Source organism: Caballeronia sp. LZ043 (assembly GCF_031451075.1).
GTDB lineage: Bacteria > Pseudomonadota > Gammaproteobacteria > Burkholderiales > Burkholderiaceae > Caballeronia.
The window spans coordinates 1,107,541-1,122,990 of the sequence record NZ_JARUXT010000001.1; the positions used below are offsets into that span (position 1 = coordinate 1,107,541).

Annotated in this window: 13 protein-coding genes and 1 tRNA gene; 7 read left to right on the forward strand and 7 right to left on the reverse strand. The window is 58.6% G+C overall.

Going from position 1 to position 15,450, the window contains the following annotated elements:
• Window positions 1-5 precede the first annotated feature (5 nt).
• The 3 genes from bfr to QCE64_RS04865 form a co-directional block, all read right to left on the reverse strand.
• The gene (gene bfr, locus QCE64_RS04855) at window positions 6-482 is read right to left on the reverse strand and encodes a bacterioferritin (protein WP_035506542.1); all 477 of its coding nucleotides are present in this window, start codon (window positions 480-482) and stop codon (window positions 6-8) included.
• Window positions 483-703: 221 nt separating this feature from the next.
• Window positions 704-2,239: a fumarate hydratase gene (locus QCE64_RS04860; RefSeq protein ID WP_310002871.1), complete on the reverse strand. Its 1,536-nt coding sequence runs from the start codon at window positions 2,237-2,239 to the stop codon at window positions 704-706.
• 98 nt (window positions 2,240-2,337) lie between these two features.
• The gene (locus QCE64_RS04865) at window positions 2,338-2,925 is read right to left on the reverse strand and encodes a TIGR00645 family protein (protein ID WP_309915111.1); all 588 of its coding nucleotides are present in this window, start codon (window positions 2,923-2,925) and stop codon (window positions 2,338-2,340) included.
• Window positions 2,926-3,595: 670 nt separating this feature from the next.
• Between QCE64_RS04865 and acs the strand changes: the two genes are divergently transcribed.
• From acs to QCE64_RS04885, 4 genes are all read left to right on the forward strand, one after another.
• Window positions 3,596-5,578 carry an acetate--CoA ligase gene (gene acs / locus QCE64_RS04870; protein ID WP_310002874.1) on the forward strand — a complete coding sequence of 661 codons (1,983 nt, stop codon included), beginning with the start codon at window positions 3,596-3,598 and terminating at the stop codon, window positions 5,576-5,578.
• 81 nt (window positions 5,579-5,659) lie between these two features.
• Window positions 5,660-5,998, forward strand: coding sequence for a DUF4212 domain-containing protein (locus QCE64_RS04875; protein WP_309807956.1), 339 nt, complete (start codon window positions 5,660-5,662; stop codon window positions 5,996-5,998).
• Window positions 5,995-8,019, forward strand: a complete 2,025-nt coding sequence (locus QCE64_RS04880; protein WP_309915117.1) for a sodium:solute symporter family protein — start codon at window positions 5,995-5,997, stop codon at window positions 8,017-8,019. The genes QCE64_RS04875 and QCE64_RS04880 overlap by 4 nt, the downstream gene beginning before the upstream one ends.
• A gap of 43 nt (window positions 8,020-8,062) precedes the next feature.
• Window positions 8,063-8,152, forward strand: a tRNA-Ser gene (locus QCE64_RS04885).
• 43 nt (window positions 8,153-8,195) lie between these two features.
• Here QCE64_RS04885 and QCE64_RS04890 read toward each other — a convergent pair.
• From QCE64_RS04890 to QCE64_RS04900, 3 genes are all read right to left on the reverse strand, one after another.
• On the reverse strand, window positions 8,196-9,401 hold the full coding sequence (locus QCE64_RS04890; protein ID WP_310002876.1) for a tyrosine-type recombinase/integrase: 1,206 nt from the start codon (window positions 9,399-9,401) through the stop codon (window positions 8,196-8,198).
• Window positions 9,402-9,624: 223 nt separating this feature from the next.
• A complete protein-coding gene (locus tag QCE64_RS04895) occupies window positions 9,625-9,849 on the reverse strand; it encodes a helix-turn-helix domain-containing protein (protein WP_310002878.1) in 225 nt (74 codons plus the stop codon).
• A 335-nt stretch (window positions 9,850-10,184) separates the two neighbouring features.
• Window positions 10,185-10,859 carry a hypothetical protein gene (locus tag QCE64_RS04900; RefSeq protein WP_310002880.1) on the reverse strand — a complete coding sequence of 225 codons (675 nt, stop codon included), beginning with the start codon at window positions 10,857-10,859 and terminating at the stop codon, window positions 10,185-10,187.
• 409 nt (window positions 10,860-11,268) lie between these two features.
• On the opposite strand from QCE64_RS04900, the gene QCE64_RS04905 reads away from it, so the two are divergent.
• From QCE64_RS04905 to QCE64_RS04915, 3 genes are all read left to right on the forward strand, one after another.
• A complete protein-coding gene (locus QCE64_RS04905) occupies window positions 11,269-12,684 on the forward strand; it encodes a P-loop NTPase fold protein (protein ID WP_310002883.1) in 1,416 nt (471 codons plus the stop codon).
• 81 nt (window positions 12,685-12,765) lie between these two features.
• Window positions 12,766-13,425 (forward strand): FRG domain-containing protein, encoded by a 660-nt coding sequence (locus QCE64_RS04910; protein ID WP_310002885.1) that lies wholly within the window; start codon window positions 12,766-12,768, stop codon window positions 13,423-13,425.
• 330 nt (window positions 13,426-13,755) lie between these two features.
• The gene (locus QCE64_RS04915) at window positions 13,756-14,205 is read left to right on the forward strand and encodes a hypothetical protein (RefSeq protein ID WP_310002887.1); all 450 of its coding nucleotides are present in this window, start codon (window positions 13,756-13,758) and stop codon (window positions 14,203-14,205) included.
• A gap of 20 nt (window positions 14,206-14,225) precedes the next feature.
• Here the strand turns inward: QCE64_RS04915 and QCE64_RS04920 are convergent, their stop codons facing one another.
• On the reverse strand, window positions 14,226-14,699 hold the full coding sequence (locus QCE64_RS04920) for a hypothetical protein (RefSeq protein WP_310002889.1): 474 nt from the start codon (window positions 14,697-14,699) through the stop codon (window positions 14,226-14,228).
• Window positions 14,700-15,450 lie beyond the last annotated feature (751 nt).

Consider the following 15,450-nt stretch of genomic DNA (forward strand, 5'->3'; position numbering starts at 1 on the left):
ACGGATTACTCGTGATCGCCCATCATGGTTTGCTGGTAGTTCTGGATGCCGACCTTGTCGATCAGATCCAGTTGCGTTTCCAGCCAGTCGATGTGCTCTTCCGTGTCGTGCAGGATCTTCTCGAAGATCTCGCGCGAGACGAAGTCACGCACGGATTCGCAATAGGCGATGGCTTCCTTGCAGGTGGACTGGGAAATTTGCTCAAGCTTCAGATCGCACTCGAGGATTTCCTTGGTTTCCTCGCCGATCAGCAGCTTGTGCAGGTCCTGCAGGTTCGGCAGTCCGTCGAGCATGAAGACGCGCTGGATGAGCCAGTCGGCGTGCTTCATTTCGCCGATCGATTCGTCGTACTCGTGCTTGTTGAGCTTTTCGAGGCCCCAGTGCTGGTACATCCGGGCGTGTAGGAAGTATTGATTGATCGCGGTCAGTTCGTTCTTCAACTGCGAGTTCAGATATTCGATGACTTTCGCGTCGCCTTGCATGGCTTGATTTCCTGTCTGTAACGTGGGATTTTGAGAAAGATAAACCTTGTGCGTGACAAAGCCAAGGTTGAGTAGAAATTTTTTTTTCGAGATGAAACTGAGAATGAAAACCCTTCTCGATGGGCGCAATCTCAAAGAAAAGAGCCGGGCGCGTGCCCGGCTCTTTCGTTGACGGGTTGCCTGTCAGCTGACCATTGCGACAGGCAACCGTCGATCCCGCCTCAGACCGTGGCGACCGGAATCTTGCCGATCTTCGCCTGCCATTCGGCCGGTCCCGTCTTGTGGACCGAGGTGCCGTTCGAATCGACGGCAACCGTCACCGGCATGTCCTGCACGTCGAATTCGTAGATGGCTTCCATGCCGAGGTCTTCAAACGCGAGCACCTTCGCCTCGCGAATCGCCTTCGACACAAGATACGCCGCTCCGCCGACCGCCATCAGATAGGCCGCCTTGTGCTTCCTGATCGACTCGATGGCGACCGGGCCGCGTTCGGCCTTGCCGATCATCGAGATGAGGCCGGTTTGCGCCAGCATCGTTTCCGTGAACTTGTCCATGCGCGTGGCCGTGGTCGGGCCTGCCGGGCCGACGGCTTCGTCGCGCACCGGATCGACCGGGCCTACGTAATAGATCACGCGGTTCGTGAAGTCGACCGGCAGCTTTTCGCCGGCGGCGAGCATGTCGGCGATGCGCTTGTGCGCGGCGTCGCGTCCCGTGAGCATCTTGCCCGACAGCAGCAGCGTCTGGCCGGGCTTCCACGAGGTTACTTCCTCGGGCGTCAGCGTGTTCAGGTCGACGCGCTGGCTCGTCTCGGTGTTGGGCTGCCACGTGACGTCAGGCCAGGCGTCGAGCGGCGGCGCTGCGAGCTTCGCGGCGCCGCTGCCGTCGAGCGTGAAGTGCGCGTGACGGGTCGCGGCGCAGTTCGGGATGATCGCGACGGGCTTCGAGGCCGCATGCGTCGGCGCGGCCATGATCTTGACGTCGAGCACGGTGGCGAGGCCGCCGAGACCCTGCGCGCCGATGCCGAGCGCATTCACCTTCTCATGCAGCTCGACGCGCAGTTCCTCGATCCAGTCCCTGGGGCCGCGCGCGATGACATCCTGGATGTCGATGGGGTCCATCAGCGATTCCTTCGCCATGACCATCGCCTTTTCCGCGGTCCCGCCGATGCCGATGCCGAGCATGCCTGGCGGACACCAGCCGGCGCCCATGGTCGGCACGGTCTTGATGATCCAGTCGACGATCGAGTCCGACGGGTTCAGCATCGCGAACTTCGACTTGTTCTCCGAGCCGCCGCCCTTGGCCGCGACCTGCACGTCGACCTTGTCGCCCGGCACGATCTCGTAGTGGATCACGGCCGGCGTGTTGTCCCTGGTGTTCTTGCGGCCGCCTTCGGGCGGCGAGACGATGGACGCGCGCAGCACGTTGTCCGGGTTCAGGTAACCGCGGCGCACGCCTTCGTTGATCATGTCGGTGACGGACATCGTCGCACCGCCGTTGTCGCTGCCCCAGCGCACGTCCATGCCCACCTTCACGAACACCGTCACGATGCCCGTGTCCTGGCAGATCGGGCGCTTCCCTTCGGCGCACATGCGGCTGTTGGTGAGGATCTGCGCGATGGCGTCCTTCGCCGCCGGGCTTTCTTCCAGCTCGTAGGCGCGGCCGAGCGCCTGGATGTAGTCGAGCGGATGGTAGTAGCTGATGTACTGCAGGGAATCCGCAATGCTCTGGATCAGGTCTTCCTGTTTGATGACGGTCATGGCTCGAGGCTCTGGGGGACGAAATTTTTTCTGGTGTGCGTTCAGGCGACGCTTCATGTGACGCTCATGTGACGCTCATGCGGCGTTTCAGGTGACGTTCAGTCTGCTGCGCCGCGCGGCGGCGCGAAGGACTCGTCGTGAAAGTGCCGCGGATGCGTGTGCGTGGTCAGCTTGTCGACATACGCCATGATGAGCGCGGACAGCAGGAAGGCCACGTGGATGATCACTTGCCACAGCACGGTATGGAAGGTGTGCTGATCGGGGTTGATGAAGGTCTTGAGCAGATGGATGGACGAGATGCTGATGAGCGCCATCGAGAGCTTGACCTTCAGCACGCCGGCGTTGACGTGATCGAGCCATTCGGGTTCGTCGGGGTGGCCCTCGACGCCCAGCCGCGACACGAAGGTCTCGTAGCCGCCGACGATCACCATGATGAGCAGGTTCGAGATCATCACCACATCGATCAGGCCGAGCACGACGAGCATGATGTTGGTTTCGTCGAGCGTCATTGCGTGCGTGACGAGATGCCAGACTTCCTTCAGGAAGAGCACGACATACACGCCTTGCGCGACGATCAGCCCGAGATAGAGCGGCACCTGCAGCCAGCGGCTCATGAAGATGATTCTGGGCAGCGCCTTCATCGCGCCGGGCCGAACGGAACCGGGAGTGTGCTTGGGAGCGGACATGAGCGGCTTTTCAGTCGACGAGAAACAGACGAAACGGATGAAACGGACGAAGCCGACGGCGGCTGAACCTGAAAGCAATGGCAAGAGCCGGCGGAATGCGGACTCGATGCGGATTCGAGCACGTTCGCGGTCAGGGAAAGCCCGGTATTGTAGCGCGTCGGCGTGACAGTCTGCGCGAACGTTGCGCCGCATGGGCCGGGGTGACGCAAAGGGAGCGGCGCAGGGGGGCGCGCGGCGGAAAGCATGGTTTCGATCAAAAGAATCGCGCGCCGGTCCGGGCCGGGTACCGCACCGGGAGTCAGTTCAGTTACGATTGCGGGGCGCATGCGCAACACGCGCGCACTTCGCGTATACCCCGTGTTCATTGGCCGGCACGCGTAAGAAGCGGGTAAGTTGGGCGGCTTATCTTGAAGTCGATGCTTGAAGTCGATGCGGCATGTCCGCGGCCACACAAGGCGCCGCGGCATGTGCCCGTGCCGCCCGGCGCGGGCCTTCGCAATGGCCGGACGCGCGCGCCATGACGGCGGCGCCGGCCACAAGAACGGAGACAGGATCGGGTCCGGAAACGCCGCGCGTTTCCGCCGACGGATCCCACAACATGCGGCGCACGCAGCCCATTCAGCGATGCGGGCGCCGGCGGATTTTGGAAACACCATCAGAGAGGTTGTCGATGTCTGCGATCGAATCAGTTCTTCACGAAAAACGCATCTTCCCGCCGTCGGCCAAGGCAACGGCGGATGCGGCCATTGCCGGCATGGACGCGTATCAGGCGCTCGTCGCCCAGGCAGAGAAAGATTACGAAGGTTTCTGGGCCGGCCTTGCACGCGAGGCGCTCGCCTGGCACAAGCCATTCACGAAGGTGCTGGATGAAACGAAGGCGCCGTTCTATACGTGGTTCGAGGACGGCGAACTCAATGCGTCGTACAACTGTCTCGACCGCCATATCGAAGCGGGCCGCGGCAATGACAACGCGATCATCTTCGAAGCCGACGACGGCACCGTCACCCACATCACCTATCAGGACCTGCTCGAGCGCGTGTGCCGTCTCGCCAATGCGCTCAAGAAGCGCGGCGTGAAGAAGGGCGACCGCGTCGTCATCTATCTGCCGATGTCGGTGGAAGGCGTGGTCGCGATGCAGGCGTGCGCGCGCATCGGCGCCACGCATTCGGTGGTGTTCGGCGGGTTCTCGTCGAAGTCGCTCAACGAGCGTCTCGTCGATGTCGGCGCGGTCGCGCTCATCACGGCGGACGAGCAGATGCGCGGCGGCAAGGCGCTGCCGCTCAAGAGCATCGCCGACGAAGCGCTGGCCGCGGGCGGCTGCGACAAGGTCAAGGACGTGATCGTGTATCGCCGCACCGGCGGCAAGATCGGCTGGACCGAGGGGCGCGACGCGTGGCTGCACGAGATCGTCGAGAACGAATCGAGCCAATGCGAACCGGAGTGGGTGGGCGCGGAACATCCGCTGTTCATCCTCTACACGTCGGGTTCGACGGGCAAGCCGAAGGGCGTGCAGCACAGCACGGCCGGCCTGTTGCTGTGGGCCGCGCAGACCATGAAGTGGACCTTCGACATGAAGCCGGGCGATGTCTTCTGGTGCACGGCGGACATCGGCTGGATCACCGGGCATAGCTATATCGCGTACGGGCCGCTCGCCATCGGCGCGACCCAGGTGATGTTCGAGGGCGTGCCCACGTATCCGCACGCGGGACGGTTCTGGGAGATGATCGGCCGCCACAAGGTCACGATCTTCTACACCGCGCCGACGGCCATCCGCTCGCTCATCAAGGTGTCGGAAGCGGATGCGAAGGTGCATCCGAAAAGCTTCGACCTGTCGACGCTGCGCATCCTCGGCACGGTCGGCGAGCCGATCAATCCGGAAGCGTGGGTCTGGTATCACGAGAATGTCGGGCGCGGGCAGTGTCCGATCGTCGATACGTGGTGGCAGACCGAGACCGGCGGCCACATGATCACGCCGCTGCCGGGCGCGACGCCGCTGGTGCCGGGTTCCTGCACGCTGCCGCTGCCGGGCATCATGGCCGCGGTGGTGGACGAGACCGGTCAGGACGTGCCGAACGGGCAGGGCGGCATCCTGGTCGTGAAGCGGCCATGGCCGTCGATGCTGCGCAACGTCTGGGGCGACCCGAAGCGTTACCAGACCAGCTACTTCCCCGAGGAACTCGGCGGCAAGCTGTATCTGGCCGGCGACGGCGCGGTGCGCGACAAGACCACGGGTTATTTCACGATCATGGGCCGCATCGACGACGTGCTGAACGTCTCGGGGCATCGTCTGGGCACGATGGAAATCGAGTCGGCGCTGGTGGCCAATCCGCTGGTCGCGGAAGCGGCGGTGGTCGGCCGTCCGGACGACACGACCGGCGAAGCCGTGGTGGCGTTCGTCGTGCTGAAGCGCGCGCGTCCCGAAGGCGACGAAGCGAAGCAGATCGCGACCGAGTTGCGCAACTGGGTCGGCAAGGAGATCGGCCCGATCGCGAAGCCGAAGGACATCCGCTTCGGCGAGAACCTGCCGAAGACGCGTTCCGGGAAGATCATGCGGCGCTTGCTGCGCTCGCTCGCGAAGGGCGAGGAGATCACCCAGGACGTGTCCACGCTCGAAAACCCCGCGATCCTCGATCAACTGGGCGAAGCGCGCTGATGCTTCAAGGATCGCGGCTGCTCGTTGAGCGCCGCGGTCGATCCTGATTGCCGATGCCATGCGGTTTTGTTAAAAAACCGCATGGCCACCCCTCCCGCCGATTCCTCCAGCCAGCCGCCCGCTTCCCCGCCGCCCGTCTCGGCCGCGATGGCGCGCGCGCATCGCACGTACTGGCGCTTCAACCTCGCACTCATTGCCGTGCTGATGACGATCGGCTTCGTCGTCTCGTTCGGCTTGCCGCTGGTGGCGCAACGCGTCGATCACGTGCGCGTCGCGGGCTTCCCGTTGCCGTTCTATTTCGGCGCGCAGGGCGCGATCCTGGTGTATGTCGGGCTGATCGTCGTCTATATCGTGCTGATGCAGGTCGCCGATGCGCGCCTGCTGCGCGTCGCCCGCGCGGAACAGGGCGAGGGCGCATGAAGCTCACGAACCGGCTGATCCTGTCCTACGCGCTCTATACGCTCGGCTTCCTGCTGTTCATCTTCCTGATGGAGCGCATCGAGCGCACGACGGGACCGGGCACGTGGATCGGCTATGTGTTCCTGTTCGTGCCGATCGCGGTCTATGCGGTGATCGGCCTGCTGTCGCGCACCTCGGACCTGGTTGAGTACTACGTGGCGGGGCGCCGCGTGCCGTCGGCGTTCAATGGCATGGCGACGGCCGCCGACTGGCTGTCGGCGGCGTCGTTCATCGGCCTCGCGGGTTCCATCTATGCGAGCGGCTACGACGGCCTCGCCTACGTGATGGGCTGGACGGGCGGCTACTGTCTCGTCGCGTTCCTGCTTGCGCCGTACGTGCGCAAGCTCGCCCGCTACACCATTCCCGACTTTCTCGGCACGCGCTTTTCGAGCAACCTGGTGCGCGCGCTGGCGGCCGTCGCGGCGATTCTCTGTTCGTTCGTGTATCTCGTTGCGCAGATCCAGGGCATCGGGCTGATTGCTTCGCGCTTCATCGGCATCGAGTTTTCGATCGGCATCTTCTGCGGGCTCGCGGGCATCCTCGTGTGCTCGTTTCTCGGCGGCATGCGCGCCGTGACGTGGACGCAGGTGGCGCAGTACATCATCCTCATCAGCGCGATGCTGATTCCCGTGTCGATGATCGCGCATCGTGAAGGTCTCGGCTGGTTCCCGCAACTGAACTATGGCCGCGTGATGGAGCGGGTCGAGGCGCTGGAGCGGGCGGTGGCGGTGTCGCCGGACGAGGCGCGCGTGCGTGCCGATTTCCAGCGGCAGGCGGCGCGGGTTCAGGAGCGCATCGACGCGTTGCCACAGTCGTTCCACGTCGAGCATGCGCGGCTGACGGCGGAGATCGCCGAGTTGCGGCGGCATAACGGGCCGCTGCGCGAGATCAACGAACGGGAGCGGGAACTGGCCGCGTTTCCGCGCGATCCCGCCGATGCGCAGGTCAAGTGGACGCGCGAGCGCGATGCGCTGAGCGAACGCGTGGCCGCTCCCGTGCCGATGGCCGAAGCCTTCGCGCCAGGCTCCGCCAGCGACGAGAGCCCGCGCGTGCACAAGGTGAACTTCCTGGCGTTGCTGCTGTGTCTTTCGATCGGCACGGCGAGCCTGCCGCACATTCTCACGCGCTACAACACGACGACGTCGGTGGCATCGGCGCGGCGTTCGGTCGGCTGGACGCTGTTCTTCGTCGCGCTGTTCTATCTGACGGTGCCGGTGCTCGCGGTGCTGATCAAGCACGAGATCCTGACGGGACTGGTGGGGCATCGGTTCGCGGATCTGCCGCAATGGGTTACGCAGTGGCGACGCGTGGAACCCTATCTGATCCGGATCAGCGACGTGAATGGCGATGGCATCGTGCGCTGGGCAGGCATCCAGATGCAGCCGGACATGGTGGTGCTGGCCGCGCCGGAGATTGCGGGGCTACCGTATGTGATCTCGGGGCTGATTGCGGCGGGCGCACTGGCGGCAGCGCTCTCGACAGCCGATGGACTGCTGCTGACGATCGCCAATGCGCTCTCGCACGATGTCTATTACTGCATGGTGGATCGCGGCGCGAGCAGTCAGCGGCGCGTGACCATCTCGAAGATCCTGCTGCTGGGCGTGGCGCTGCTGGCGTCGTATGTGGCGTCGTTGAATGCGGGCAACATCCTGTTCCTGGTGGGCGCGGCGTTCTCGCTGGCGGCGTCGAGTCTGTTTCCGGCGCTGGTGCTCGGCGTGTTCTGGAAGCGCACGACGCAGCGCGGGGTCGTCGCCGGGATGATCGCGGGGCTGGTGGTGTGCGTGTACTACATCGTGTCGACTTATCCGTTCTTCGTGCAGCTCACCGGGTTTGCGGGGGCGCGCTGGTTTGGCATCGAGCCGATCAGTTCGGGGGTGTTCGGCGTGCCGGCAGGGTTCGCGGTGGCGATCGCGGTGAGTCTGCTGGACCGCAAGCCGGACGCTTATACGCGCGCACTGGTGGATTACATTCGCCATCCGTAGGGGCTGGCGCAGTGGCGGGAACTTGGTATAATCGCGGTCTTCCGGAGAGATGGATGAGTGGTTTAAGTCGCACGCCTGGAAAGCGTGTATAGGGTAAAACCTATCGGGGGTTCGAATCCCCCTCTCTCCGCCAGCAAGTCACTGATTTTTAAGCCTTTTGTTTCTCTGTGCGTCGATTAATTTGGACCGTTTTCGACTAATTTCGACTCAGAATCTACGCTTAATCTACGCATTCCCGTCGCAAATTTCTCTACGGCTTTACCGCCTGCCTCCAGGTCCGCACTTGGCATCCATCGAGCATAGACGCGTATCGTAGTCGTCTGGTTTGAATGCCCCATCTGCCTTGCTACCCACATGGGATGCTCACCCGCTGACAGCATCATAGACGCGTATGTATGCCGCGTTTGATACGGCTTGCGGTACCGAACCTTGGCGGCCTTGAGAGCACGGGTCCACACGATGCGGATAGGTGAGTCGCCAGCCCACCGAACACGGCTTCTTGGGTCTTGGAACACCTCGGTACCGGCCAGGAATGTGTGCGCCTTCTGAGCTTGCAGCGCGTCCAATGCAGGGGCATTCAACTGTACCGAGCGGCGGCTTGATTTGGTCTTGGTGTCCTCGGGGGCGTCTGCCGTTGTGGTCAGTGCGCGCCGGATAACGACCACACCCTTACGCCAATCGACGTCCGACCACTCCAACGCCACAAGCTCCGAGGTCCGCAGACCTGTCCAGAAAGCAAACTGGATCATGTTCGCAGCTTGGTCGGGTAGGGCGGCAATAATCGCGGCTTGCTCGGCTTGGCCGAACGGGTCGACGTCATCCTCCTCTTTCGGAGCCTCCTTCTTGCGATAGGTCCACCCGTGTAGCGGGTTCTTTTCCATCAGGGGCGGCTCCTCCTGCACCGCGTCCGCAAATGCTTTGCGGGCCACGCTCTGAATGTTGGCAAGCCGCTTATTGCTGCAAGCCATCCCCTCCAGCCAAGTCCTAAACTCCGTCCGGGTAAGCTCGCTTAGTTTCTTCTTACCGAACTTGGGGATTAGGTGGTAATCGACAATCTTCCGATAGCCGTCCACCGTACTCGCCTTAAGAAGTTTCCTTTGTCGCGCAAGCCACGCCTCTAGGTAGTCCGAGACGAGGTGCGACTCCGCTTTGAACTCCGCAAATTTGGCCGCTCGTGGCGAGTCCGGAAAGACTCGCTCGTAACTGAATGTCCCCCGGGCGATTGCTAGAAGGACCTCACTGCGGATTAGCTCCGCTTGCTTTAGGTTTGGTTTGGTCGGTGGGAGCTTGATACGCTCCCGGCACTCTATCCCCTTGTAGACGAAGGAGATAATGATAGTGCTCTCCGAACCCGGCCTAACTCCCCGCCCGTCTCTACCCATTTTTCATACCCCTTTACGTCAATCATTTGTCGTCCACCCGCCCAATGCCATACCTCACCCTGTAACCATATGCCCCGCGTAATCTTGGCGCGAATGGCATGCTCCGAAAATCCCGACTTTTCCGAGAATTTGGAGATAGTGACATAACGCAGGCCCAATTAAAAAAGCCGCCCATGGCGGCCAATAAACATGCAATGCATAGAATCTCCTCTTTGAGTTAGAGTTAGTCTGTTTTAGAGGCTAACAACCTATCAACTGCCTCTATCGGTATCTGCCCACACGCGTTAAGCTGGATTCGATAACGAGCAAGCATAGCCGTTACCGTGTTTCTACTTCGCCCAAGCATTTCCGCCGCTTGGGTAATGGTGACATGTGCGGGGCGGGGGTGGCGCGCTGCGTAAATTGCCACCGCCTTAACCGCAATGTCGAGAGCCTCTTGCTCTGTCATACGCTGTACTGGTTGGTGGTTACCGGAGCACGAAACGCGCGACCAGGAACGCAGCGCCCACGAACGCGCCCGCCTGCGCCCAAGGTAGCCAAACTGGCCGCCGTGCTAGCCGCTCGGTCTCCTCCATGAGTCGGCGCGTTTGTGCCCGTAGTTGTGCCGAAAGGTCCAAGACATCGTCTATGTGTGCGTCGAATTTATCGTGGTTCATGTGGGCGCTCCTCCTGTGCGGCTAGGATACATGAGAGTGAGTTTGACAGCGGCTTGGGGGGTAGTAACCTACTCTGCGACCGCCTTCGCCAAATTCCAGGTAACGGGACATTGATATACAAGAAAGGTCACTCGCCTACGAGGTCCTTAATTTCTGAAAAATTCGCAGCGGCTTTAATTCGGTTCTGAATGGTATTATGAGGACGCTTGGGCGTAATCACCTCGCCTTTGTCATTTTTTACTTCGGGATATTCACCTGGGATATAAATACTGTCCCAAAAAGCCTTACTCGCGAGGTCCCACACGAACGCTTTAAGCTCCGTGATCGCGGGATCAACCACGACCGTTTTGGTCTCGCCCGTATCCTCGTCTTGGTACGTCACGCCGCGAATGTTGTAGCCGTTAGGACCCCTCGGAACCGCAAGCGTGGCCGTACCGTTTGCGATCTTGTGTAGAAATAGTTCCATGCGGAAGGCCTTGCCAAGCATTTGCACCATGTGCCTCGCCTTACCGCCGTGCGCTGCGTTCATGGTCGTAAAGAGTTTATAGAAGTTCGATTTCTCGTTAAGGCTCATGGTTTCCTTGATAGTGACGAGGTAAGGCAGCCTAGCACCTCCCGTTGTAACCACTGGCCCGCAATTCGGGCCGCTCAACTCAAAAACGAGGTCCACTTTGTCCCGCAGCACCTCCTGGTTTTGCATGTTAATTTCAGGATGCTTGCCAATCTCGAAATAGCCAACAAGGCGAGCACTCGTCATCCCGCAAGGAGGCCCGTAGTGCCTTAAGGCTTCTGCAATGCGCATATCGGGACCATGCTTTAGAGTCTGGCGAATTAGCCGAGACAAATCGATTGGGCGAACATTACCGCGCATGAGTCCATCCACTAGAAATGCTCTAGTCTAGGATAAGGATTTGATAGAATTCGAGATATTTACGCGGGTACCCTTTTTCCGTCAAAGTCTGGTTCTCCTCATTGACAACAAAAGACATGCTTTTGCTTCCGAGAATTAGAGACGCATGGGCAACGATCATCGAGCACTGCGGCTGAGCGTGAGGCTTCAGGCCTGACTAACCCCATGCTAATCGGTTGCAGAGGCGCACGAGTCCCTCGCGCAAATTGTCCACATGCTCGCACTCACTGAAGGCGACGTTCCGTAATATCATAGGCAACGCGGGTATAAGTATGCCCACGTCATAACAACGATTTCTAACATGGCCGACACACAAGCAGAACCGGGGTTTCCGTTCGCGAATGACCTCCTTGGGCGGAAAGCCGCCGCTGAATTCCTCACCCGTTACCTCGTTGGGCGTCATCGGGTGGCGGGCAGCGTGCCCGGAAACGAGAGCTTTGTGCTCAACGTCAACGCCGAATGGGGCCTAGGAAAGACCTACTTTCTAACGGAGTGGGCCAAGATGCTCCGCGCCGAAGGTCATCCTGTGGTGCTCTTCGACGCGTGGGAGAACGATTTTTCGAGTAATCCGTTCGTCGGGTTCATGACCGAGGTCGAGAAGCAACTTACGAAAGGGATGGACCTAAAGCAAAAAGCGAAGTCGCAAGCGCGGGCCGTGATAACGAAAGGCGCCCGTGTAATAAAGGCGTCCGCCCCGAGCATCGCCTTGACGGTCGTGAAAAATTTCACAGGGCTGGATGCGCAAAATCTAATAGAAGAAGCTAAGAAATCCTCGCCGGATATCACTTCTGCCATCAAGCGAGATTTAGAGAAAGAGAATAAGAATATCCGAAATGCGATTAGCGATTTTAAAAGCGCCTTGGCTCAATTCGCGATTGATGCGAGCGAAGGCGGAAAGGCGAGTCTTCCGGTATTTTTGATGGTCGATGAAATGGACCGCTGTAGGCCTTCGTACGCTATCGAGCTACTTGAAAACATTAAGCACATTTTTCGAGTTCCGAACGTTTATACGATTGTCGCCACTGACTCCGAGCAATTGGCCCACTCGATTAGAGCAATATACGGTGAGGGTTTTGACTATTCGAAGTATCTGCGGCGATTTTTCGATCACGAGTCTAGATTAGATAAACCGCGATTTAAGGAATTAATTACGGCCCTTATGACCGTCCGGAAATTGGACAACACTATTCAATTCTCCAACCCCTTGGAGACCATTTACGGACGAGGCGCCGTTGCGGAAGTACTCGCGTTGTTAGCTCAAGCCTTGAAAGTCACTACTCGCGATCTCGAACGAGTCATTGACATAATTGACTCGATACGTATTACCACACACCACGGCGTATTTGACATACTATATCTTGGCTTCCTGACCATGCTCTATGTAACGCATCAAACGATGTTTGATGCATACGCCCGGGATAAAAATGGACATTCACTACAGCAGAAACTTTCACAGGTGGCGGATCATAGCGCTGTGTTCAACGAAATCAATGCTACCGAGCATGACTACGATGGTAGACGACAGGTGCGAGCAAGTGTAATCGACTGGCTCTGCCGCTACGTTTCTGGCGTCTGGTCCGCAACACCTTATGAAAACAACGATTCGTGGGTAGGCTTGAAAACCGCGATTCAAAACAGCACCCGCTCAGACTCAAGTTTCATATCATTGCGGGAGTATCATAACTTGATTACGATGGCGGGACATTTCAGCGTTTAGGCTTACCCCCATTGGCGGTTTTAATATCGAGAAGTTAAGTTACTTACACACACCCGCATTGATTTTAAGATCATTAATGCCATGAAAGAGATTCGCGCTGAAACATTCTCCGATTTTCATGACTTTGTTGAAGCGAACGGCCGCAATACTGCTTATCGTGGCGTCGCAAAATCCACCTATGAGTTGATTCCTTCATTGGGGCGCAAACGGACAACAGATCAGGATATATTAACAGTCGAACGCGACCTAATGTGGTTGCTGAGAACGCATGCTACGCCCCACCTGCAAGTTCGTCCGGAAACCGCATGGGATTGGTTGGCGTTGGCTCAGCATCATGGACTTCCAACCCGCTTGCTCGATTGGAGTCGACGCCCCTTAGTCGCGCTGTACTTTGCCGCAGAAAAACACCCTGGAATAGACGCGGCGATTTACATTTATCAATACAAGACCATGCTGAATCTGGAAGGTAATCCAAATCCGACGAAAGTGGAAAACTTTGCGATGGTGCTGCCCACCCACGTTAGCCCTAGAATTGCCGCGCAGTCAGGACTTTTCAGCGTACACCCTAAGCCAGAATTCGCGTACGACGAAGGCGAACTATCGAAGGTAATAATCCCGGGTAACAAGAAAACCGATTTTCAAGAACTGCTTTACAAATACAGCGTTCATAGGAATACGCTGTTCCCGGACCTTGACGGCCTTTGTGGATACCTTCGATGGCTCAAAGGCTACACGTCCTGAACTCTCTAGTGATGGTTTTCTCCGGCCTCCCATAACATGCGAACGGTGTCGAAATGGCGTGCAATTCGAGGAGCTGTGGTTGTTCGGCCGGCTATTCCGCTCCTCATGCAGCGGTGACATACGACAGTGTTGGTGTCTCGCCGCCTGGACAGGCACGGCCTAAACCACAATGGCAATGGTCTGTCCTTCGGTCCTGTCTTCTGGTTGATGGCAATAGGGCGGTGTTACGCTCAATACCCCTTTACTCTTTCAGCGACGGACCGAACTTGTGTAAGTGCACACTTGAGCGTGATCCGGACTATTAAATATCGTGAAAAAGGCATAAATAAAATGAAACACAGGGCTCTAACCGTTTGCTTATTGTTCTCGTTCTCCGTGCAACTGCACGCGCAGAGCACTCCCCCGATTCGTGAATTAGAAGCCCAAAAAACCAAGATAGAGCGCGAAATAGATACTCGCAACGCACTCTTAGATACCTTAAAGATTAGAGAGCCAATGCTTGCCTCGGTAAATACTCACGAACTTACAGTAGAGTACTTGCTTGATACAATGAGCACCCTATTTGAACTCGCCGGGAAAGTTTCTGGCAGCGACGAAGAACTCAAGCAAGATAAGATTAAGAGGGCTGCGCAGTCGCTTGGAAACGCCTGCACAGAACAAAAGATTGAAATGCTCGTTACACAGGAACAAATTCAAAATTCTGAAATGCGCAGGGAAGTCGGAAAGCAGGTTGATAATGTTCGGGAAGCCTGCTCGCTACTATATAAGCACAATTCATAGCGCTCTGCCGCCAGAGGGCTCTAATCTGCTGGTGCGAACGTATCAAAGAGGCCGGTAGCGTCTAGCTCGGCCCGCTGCGCCTCTCGTGCCGCTTTCACGTACTGCATTGCATCCCGAGCACGCACACGCATTTCTGCCTCCTGTGCCGTTAGCCTAATCGCGTTCCACTCTTGCGGAAGGATGGACTTCTGCCGCACCAACAGCGCCCGCAGGCCACCCCGTAAAGACTTGCCGTTCAGCATCCCGGAAATGGTCGCACTTCCATTGACAGGTTCGCACTTCTTGCCCGCCTTGGCCCACTGGAGGTTGAAGCGCTCGCCCCGATACAGCATGTCGTTGGCCGAGAAGAACGTAACAGCATGGATACCGTCCCCGTACGTTGAACCTATCCGGTCAGCCCGCTGTTCGGACGCCTGTTTGCTGGCCTCGATAATCTCGAAGAACTTAGCCACGGTATCTACGGCTCGGGGAACCTTGAAGCCGTGCGCCTCCATGAGACGCCGACAATTCGTGAGAGAGTACGCGGAAAGTTTGTTGGTCCAAACCGACAAGGCGCGTGTGTCGCTCTCCTTACCCGCTCCGCACCGCTTGCAGGCCTCCTCAATTAACGCCTCATGTCTCGCTCTGTTTGACCGCAGGCCAAGTCCGCGCCCCTCACACCCCATACGAACGAGCATGGCCGGGACTCTTTCCTTTCCGGGCCAGGGGTTCGGATCGTTCCGGCGAAAGCGTAGTTCCGCTGGATCGCACTTCGGGGTGTATCCTTCGACACCGCGCCGCCGCATTACCTCTGCCGTTGCGCGTTCGGCGGCTTCAATAGCCAACTGTATCCGGCCCACGGCCTCCTGTACTGCCGGATCATTCCTGATCGCGTCTAGTTCCTGCCTGCTCGCTCCGCTCATTCCTGGCCCCGTTGCATACACCCTCTCTTCTCTCTAAAGAGAGTAGGTGAATTCTGCATACTTACATACTTTTTATCAACCCCGCTAGGCTCGGTGGGGTCAATATTCAGGTGCAGGGTGAGGCCCTCCAGGTCGGTAATTGTGAATGCCACCCGCATCAAATCGGACTGCACATGCACTGCATTCACTGTGTAACCCTTGCGGGTTAGCTCCTCGGTAACTCCCTCAACGATTACCGGAAACTCTTTAAACCACTGTCGTGACGTCTTGACCATTGAATCAGCACGAGACACAAGTACCATTTTCTCCCCGGGTAACGTAGAACTTATCCCGCATCGGCTTC

Bases quoted from the DNA above. Each gene is read 5' to 3' on its own strand.
- QCE64_RS04915 (WP_310002887.1), top strand. From the start codon at position 13,756: ATGAAACACAGGGCTCTAACCGTTTGCTTATTGTTCTCGTTCTCCGTG.
- QCE64_RS04860 (WP_310002871.1), bottom strand. From the start codon at position 2,239: ATGACCGTCATCAAACAGGAAGACCTGATCCAGAGCATTGCGGATTCC.
- QCE64_RS04920 (WP_310002889.1), bottom strand. From the start codon at position 14,699: ATGGAGGCGCACGGCTTCAAGGTTCCCCGAGCCGTAGATACCGTGGCT.
- bfr (WP_035506542.1), bottom strand. From the start codon at position 482: ATGCAAGGCGACGCGAAAGTCATCGAATATCTGAACTCGCAGTTGAAG.
- QCE64_RS04890 (WP_310002876.1), bottom strand. From the start codon at position 9,401: ATGGGTAGAGACGGGCGGGGAGTTAGGCCGGGTTCGGAGAGCACTATC.
- QCE64_RS04900 (WP_310002880.1), bottom strand. From the start codon at position 10,859: ATGCGCATTGCAGAAGCCTTAAGGCACTACGGGCCTCCTTGCGGGATG.
- QCE64_RS04880 (WP_309915117.1), top strand. From the start codon at position 5,995: ATGAAGCTCACGAACCGGCTGATCCTGTCCTACGCGCTCTATACGCTC.
- QCE64_RS04865 (WP_309915111.1), bottom strand. From the start codon at position 2,925: ATGTCCGCTCCCAAGCACACTCCCGGTTCCGTTCGGCCCGGCGCGATG.
- QCE64_RS04895 (WP_310002878.1), bottom strand. From the start codon at position 9,849: ATGACAGAGCAAGAGGCTCTCGACATTGCGGTTAAGGCGGTGGCAATT.
- acs (WP_310002874.1), top strand. From the start codon at position 3,596: ATGTCTGCGATCGAATCAGTTCTTCACGAAAAACGCATCTTCCCGCCG.
- QCE64_RS04910 (WP_310002885.1), top strand. From the start codon at position 12,766: ATGAAAGAGATTCGCGCTGAAACATTCTCCGATTTTCATGACTTTGTT.
- QCE64_RS04905 (WP_310002883.1), top strand. From the start codon at position 11,269: ATGGCCGACACACAAGCAGAACCGGGGTTTCCGTTCGCGAATGACCTC.
- QCE64_RS04875 (WP_309807956.1), top strand. From the start codon at position 5,660: ATGGCCACCCCTCCCGCCGATTCCTCCAGCCAGCCGCCCGCTTCCCCG.